This window comes from Pseudomonas sp. LP_7_YM (assembly GCF_004364435.1).
Lineage (GTDB): Bacteria > Pseudomonadota > Gammaproteobacteria > Pseudomonadales > Pseudomonadaceae > Aquipseudomonas.
Genome location: NZ_SOCT01000027.1, coordinates 1 through 6,253, shown reverse-complemented (window position 1 = coordinate 6,253; position 6,253 = coordinate 1). Strand labels below are relative to the sequence as shown.

The window sequence follows — 6,253 nt, the reverse complement described above, 5'->3', positions numbered from 1 at the left end:
GTCCAGAGCGCTCACGATAAGCTCTCCAAGGCTGGAATGACATCTGAAGTGTAGCCGAGACTAACGAAAAGCTATTTTGCGAACAGCACACTAGATTGCCCGCTGGATCGACCGAGGCAGGCTTGCAGTTCATTGAGTTGATTGGCCAAAGCGCTGATGCGGCGAGCTGTCTTCATGATCAATTCCCCTTGCTTATCCTTTCCACAATTCTGTCGAATTCTTCCCGGATTTGATCGTCCGTAAGCTCAAGATTAACTAATCCTGATTTTATTGCAATTCTTCCGATTCTTTCTGCGGCCTCATTATCGAGTTTTGCAAGCCTTGCCTTAGCCATTTCTAGCTCTGAAAACGCATCAGCTCGGCGTTCGGAAAGGGTTTTTCTAGCCAATTTTCGCGCTCCTTTTTGGTGCCATTTCGGCTTTAATCTATTGTGGATCAAGGGTATTCTAGCGACCGCTGGAATTTCTGACCATATCAGGATCGGCATCGCTACGAACGAAGCGCGGCCACGGCAAGTTGGTCGCCACTCATGTGCTTTCTCCGCTCTGTTTGATCCGTTCATTTAAATTTAGTCAGTTAAGTAAATTCAAAGCAATTTTAGGAAATTTCTACCTGAATTAATGCAACTCTAGAAAACTTAGGGAAAATGAAGGAAATTAGAGGAAATTCAAGGAAACTTTTGTTACCGAAACGGCCATTGGCATTAAATTTCTTTGAATTGCACTCAGGTAGACGGCAAGATATGTGTTGTGGGCCTACGCTGCTCCGCAGCTAGGGCCTCCACCACCTACCCTTATTCGCCTTCGGCTCAACGTATCTTGCTCTGCGAGGCCAACCAGTCGCTGCCGCGCCTAAGGACGGAAAATTGATACCGATCACAGGAACCATAAGGGGTAGATGAGGCCATCCGAATACATCGATTCTCATAGGCAGCAATCCAATCGACGCTGGCCTGTCGCGGTGGGTCTGCGGTCGCGCGCTCTTCAACCGACCCTGCGGGTATCGGTTTTACTGGAGTAAATGAAAAGTGGGCTGGCCCGACAGCAATGTCTACGCAGCCGCCATGAGGAGCCATAGGCATGGCTGGCCTAAACTGTCACTACTGAGCGGTTCCCAGCTCTGCCTGTGCCAAAGGCACCGAAATTTCTCGACATTTGCTTTTCATAGCGGTGAGATTGCGTCCGGGAATGCTACGATGGCGTGCGTGCGTGCGTGCGTGCGTGCGTGCGTGCGAAGGCGTGGGTGCCGGTCGTACGTGCTTAGGAGCTCTCCAAGAGTTCTACGGCCACGACGCTGCGCCGAGGTGGATTCGGCAGATATTTAACGATTCTGGTCCATAAGCTAGCAATTGGAAAATCATGGGTGATGAAATGAGTTCGCGTTACGATAGGGATATTTGCAGTGACTCTCCAAAACTCGAAGTTGCGGCTATCCAGAGGATGAAGGTATCTGAAGGTGAGGTCGGTGAACTCTTAATCTCAGAACAGGTTTGCTCGTCGGATAAATTGATTGTCCGTGGTAGACAGGATGCCGCTCTGGTGTCAAAAACCGCCTTTGGACAAAGTCTGCTAGTTCCAGGTCATGACCGACGCTCACGTGTGCTAGACACCAGTTTTGACCCATGGCGTAAAATATGTGCGTTAGAAATAACATCGAAGGACGGTGACTCATGTATTGGCACAGGCTGGATCGCCGGGCCACGGCTAATTATTACTGCCGGTCACTGTGTGTTTAATGACGCATATAATGGGTGGATGAAAAGTATTGATATTATTCCCGGGCGTGATGGCGAATCAGAGCCGTTCGGGCGATATCGTTCTGAGAGTTTCTGCTCGATGGAAAGATGGACTGCTGCTGGCGATGAAAATTACGATATTGGTGCGATAATTCTTTCTGAGGATTTGGATAGCAGGCTTGGATGGTTTTCTTTTGGGTCTTACCCAGAGTCGCACCTAACAGCACAAATGGTGAACATATCGGGTTACCCGATTTGCGTGGTGGGTGAAGAGCAGATGCATCACTCCAATAGGATTTGCGCTGTTACTGATCATAAACTTTACTATGATGTAGATACAGAGGGTGGGCAAAGCGGGTCCCCAATTTGGCTTTACCCCAATGGCTCTAATACTCCGGTAGTTGTTGGTGTTCATAGTAATGGTGCTGGTAGGTCGCTTAACGCAAATTCGGGGGTCAGAATCACTTCGCTTTTGGCCGATAAAATCGCCGAGTGGCGTTCGCGTCAATAAAGGTGCGACGATGAAATCGAAGATAGTTTGCGGGTGTGTGATAGATGATATGGGGCACCCTGTAAAGGGTGCATTTGTCGTAGTGGAGAGTTCTGAAGTACCTGCTAAAGATATAGCGATTGTTACCAACGAGTACGGCGCTTTTAGACTGGAGCTGCCAGGGGGTGATTGCTGTATATCCGCAGTCACGAAGTCAGGAATGAAAGGTGTGAAGAAAATATCGAAATACGCACCTTCAAACGTAACACCAACAATTTGCGTGCATAACTGATATGGCAAGAAGTGACCTTGTTGTAAAACTCGCCCAAGCAGGCTTAAGTGGCGATAAAGCCTCCGTTCGGCGTGTGGTCGAAGCTATAGTATCCGAGGAGAGTGCTAGGCAACACCACATATACGCCCAGAAATTAACGGATACCCTCCGGTCCGCGAGGTGGGGTAATTCCGAAGAGTCTGTACCTAAGGCTGAGGCGTTTTCATATGGTCATGCTTATCAAAAAGAATCAGCTCAAGATTTGTACTCTGAGGTCGTGAGCACGCGAGGTGTTTCAGATCTTTATTTAGCACCTGAAGTAAAGCTTGCTTGCGCGGAATTAGTTGAGGAACATCAGCGAGCTGATTTGTTGCGATCATTTGCTTTGGAGCCGCGCAGTAAAATTTTACTGACCGGCCCCCCAGGCAATGGTAAAACTAGCTTGGCTGGCGCTATCGCTTATGAGCTTGGTCTTCCTTTTTTCGTAATGCGATATGAGAGGATTATTGGCAGTTATCTAGGTGAGACTGCAGCAAGGCTTCAAGCTGCTTTTGATTTTTTTAGAACGCGGCCATGTGTTGTTTTTTTTGATGAGTTCGATGCAATCGGTAAAGAGCGAGCTGATGCGAATGATGCGGGAGAGATAAAAAGGATCGTTAGTACCTTGCTTCTACAGGTAGATGATCTCCCATCATATAATGTGTTTATCGCTGCAACCAACCATCCAGAGATAATCGATAGGGCAGCCTGGCGCCGATTTCAAATTCACGCCAATCTTGCTTCGCCAAATTCAGAGCAGATCGGAGAATGGTTGGGTAAATTTGAGGTTTTAGTTGGCGAGCGCTTTGATGATTTCAAAAGTGATTTTGTTAATGCGCTAGATGGAAGTAGTTTTTCGGATATCGAACAGACGTTGCTCGATATCCGTAGAAAGTTGATTCTCTCTGAAGGTCGGCTGAATTTAAAGGTCGCTGTCAAACAGCGTCTATCGCAGTGCCGCCCTAGTAACTCGACTAAGGATGATCGTAGATATCATGGAAAAGCTTCCACTGCTGATTCTAAATCCACCAAGCCAAGACGCTCGCCTGAAGGGCAGTCAGAAATTTTTCAGCATCTCGACACCTAGTTCCGATCGTCAGTTAGCTAGGCTGGGCCCGAAATTTGAAACTCTGAGGCGTTATTCCCAAAACCCTGTTTCTAGCGGGACTATTTCAGATGATACAGATGGTTTGCATCCTGAAAAAGCAATTGTATTTGAGCTGGCTCAATCGAAACAAGAATTCAAGAAAGCCGCCGAAAAGCTAGGATTGACTTGGGTCGATGAAGCAGATTTCTCATATTCGAGCGATGATGACTTCTTTGATAAAAAGAAGCCAGATAAGGCAATGGAGGGACGGCTTTACCTAACAGTTCCCAATCAGCGAGCAATTGGTGAGTTACTAAAGCTTTGGACAATCTATAGCTCTGGCAAAGAGCTTCCTAGAGGTTATGGGGATTGGAAAAAACTGTTTTCTCATTTGTTGGATATTCGAGCCTGGGGGGCACAGGATAGGCTTACACCCGAAGCAGCAAGGTACATTGCGGGTTTAGGGGAGTCGAATGGCGATAATGTTAATTTCGAGTTGGAACTCGTATTCCATGGTAATAAAAACCGTGATGAGACCGCGGAAAAATCTCTGTTGGAAAAAATTGATATTGAATCTACAGAGGTACTGGATACGTCGTATATTCCCGAAATTAGGTATCATGCTCTCCTTGTTTCCATTTCTAAAACGGAAGCTAGAAAGTTACTGGATCTAGAGTCGGATTTGTTAAATCTCGATGAAATTGCCTATCTGCGCCCGCAGGCAATGAGTGTTTCGTCCTCAGATCCTGTCGATATAGAGCAGGTTGTAGAGTCGTCTGATAAAGTTGTGTTGCATCCCCCCGTTGCTGCATTGTTTGATGGGGTGTTGGTGCAAAACCATGAGCTTTTAAAGGGGCGTCTTGTAATTGATGATGGTGAAGATCTGGAAAGGACATCTCCAGTCCACACACGGCATCATGGCACCGCTATGGCATCACTAATTTTACATGGCGACCTTGCGAAGGAAGAAGCCGCTCTACAGCGTAAACTGTATGTGCAGTATCTGCTCGCTGCAAGTCAGGAGTCTTCAGTCGAAACAACGCCTCAGTCACGACTTTTATTGGATGTGATATATTCGGCCGTTTTACGTCTAAAACAGGCACCAACAGAGTTGGGTGGCGATGTTTTTGTCATCAATTTATCATTGGGTGATATCAATAGACCGTTTTCTGGGCAGATGAGCGCTTGGGGCAGGTTGATAGACTACCTCGCGTGGAAATATAATTTGCTGTTTATAATTAGTGCTGGGAATATAGTCGAAGGCTTATCTCTAGCTACTATCAAGCAGCCAATACAATTGACTAAGCTGACGGATGATGAGCGCCATCTGCTTTTTGTTACAGCAGTCCAAGCTAAAATGGCTCATAGGAGCATATTTTCACCTGCAGAAGCTATTAACGCCCTTACAGTAGGTGCGAGTCACTCTGATGGCTGTTCTGCCGCTCCAAGTCCATATCTTATCGAGCCGTACTCTAGTGAAAAATTTCCTAGTCTGATATCTGGTTTAGGGTTGGGCTATAAACAGGCTGTTAAGCCTGAGGTGCTGAATTGCGGAGGGAGGGCTCTCTACTCTTATATCGCGACTCCAGACGGGCTTATGTTGGTTCCTGGAAAGGCTGGGCGCTACTTTGGGCAACAAGTCGCCGGTGTTTCCAGCACTACTGATCTTGTTCGTACTATTGGTACAAGCAACTCTGCCGCACTAGCGACTAGGGCTGCCGTAATTATTCATGATGAGCTCAAGTCTCAGTTTTCGGCGCCAGAGTTTGAGCGTATTCGATCCTTTTTACCTTCAATTGTTAAGGGCTTAATTGTGCACTCCGCTAGTTGGGGGAGCGCCGGGTCTTTTCTAGAGGGTGCTCTGGAACCAAAAAGTGGGAGACTATGGAAAAATAGACGCTCCAACATTACTCGTTTTCTAGGCTACGGAAAAATCGAGCTTTCTCGAGTTCTCGAATGCACGGAACATCGAGTTACCATGCTTGGCGTTGGTGCGTTGCGGAGTGAAGGCGCAGGCCTTTTCAGTTTTCCATTGCCTAAATCTCTTTCGGGTAAGAAAGATGTTAGGAGGCTAGTTGTTACTTTGTCTTGGCTTAGTCCTACAAAACCCGCAGAGCAGTTTTATAAGGATGCTCTTTTAGATTTTATAACTGAAGATACTAATGGATCCCCGGTCGGAGTTTCTCGAGTACCTGCGAATCAGCCACCTTCAGATACATCTCGCCGTGGCACAGTGATACATGAGATTTACGAAGGGGAGGATGCGGTGCCAATTGGCGACGATGATATTTTACGTATCAGAGTAGAATGTCGTACGCAGGGAACTGGGGCTTTACCCCCCATTCCATATGCGTTGATAGTGACTTTCGAGGTCTCAGATACGCTGAAGGCTAATGTTTACTCCGAGATTAGGGATAAAATCAGGCTGCCTTTGCGCAGCAAAGTTCAAAGTTGAGGTTGCCCTCGAGAGCGGCCCTCGAGTTTTTATAAGAAAACTCTTGGCGCCTACCGATCTAATCTTGAATCGCCTGCTTAAGGAAATCCTGAAAAAGACTTCCTGATTTGGCAAAATCCCCGGACACCAATCGCCGAGCTTTTCGATGATGAAGCAAATGACCTTCGCCGATGCCG

At 47.0% G+C, this 6,253-nt stretch carries 4 protein-coding genes; 3 read left to right on the top strand and 1 reads right to left on the bottom strand.

Translation table 11 applies throughout. The features are described from left to right. Nucleotides 1–178 precede the first annotated feature (178 nt). Nucleotides 179–388, bottom strand: coding sequence for a TraC family protein (locus EC915_RS24485; RefSeq protein WP_117164510.1), 210 nt, complete (start codon nt 386–388; stop codon nt 179–181). A gap of 970 nt (nt 389–1,358) precedes the next feature. Between EC915_RS24485 and EC915_RS24480 the strand changes: the two genes are divergently transcribed. The 3 genes from EC915_RS24480 (at nt 1,359) to EC915_RS24470 (ending at nt 6,077) form a co-directional block, all read left to right on the top strand. Then, a complete protein-coding gene (locus EC915_RS24480; RefSeq protein WP_133753042.1) occupies nt 1,359–2,246 on the top strand; it encodes a serine protease in 888 nt (295 codons plus the stop codon). A 272-nt stretch (nt 2,247–2,518) separates the two neighbouring features. Further along, nucleotides 2,519–3,622 (top strand): ATP-binding protein, encoded by a 1,104-nt coding sequence (locus EC915_RS24475; protein ID WP_133753041.1) that lies wholly within the window; start codon nt 2,519–2,521, stop codon nt 3,620–3,622. Further along, the gene (locus EC915_RS24470) at nt 3,531–6,077 is read left to right on the top strand and encodes a S8 family peptidase (RefSeq protein WP_166651077.1); all 2,547 of its coding nucleotides are present in this window, start codon (nt 3,531–3,533) and stop codon (nt 6,075–6,077) included. The genes EC915_RS24475 and EC915_RS24470 overlap by 92 nt, the downstream gene beginning before the upstream one ends. The last annotated feature ends 176 nt before the right edge of the window (nt 6,078–6,253 follow it).

What these genes read in the sequence shown, in the direction of transcription:
- EC915_RS24475 (WP_133753041.1), top strand. Translation starts at nt 2,519, where the DNA reads ATGGCAAGAAGTGACCTTGTTGTAAAACTCGCCCAAGCAGGCTTAAGT.
- EC915_RS24480 (WP_133753042.1), top strand. Translation starts at nt 1,359, where the DNA reads ATGGGTGATGAAATGAGTTCGCGTTACGATAGGGATATTTGCAGTGAC.
- EC915_RS24470 (WP_166651077.1), top strand. Translation starts at nt 3,531, where the DNA reads ATGGAAAAGCTTCCACTGCTGATTCTAAATCCACCAAGCCAAGACGCT.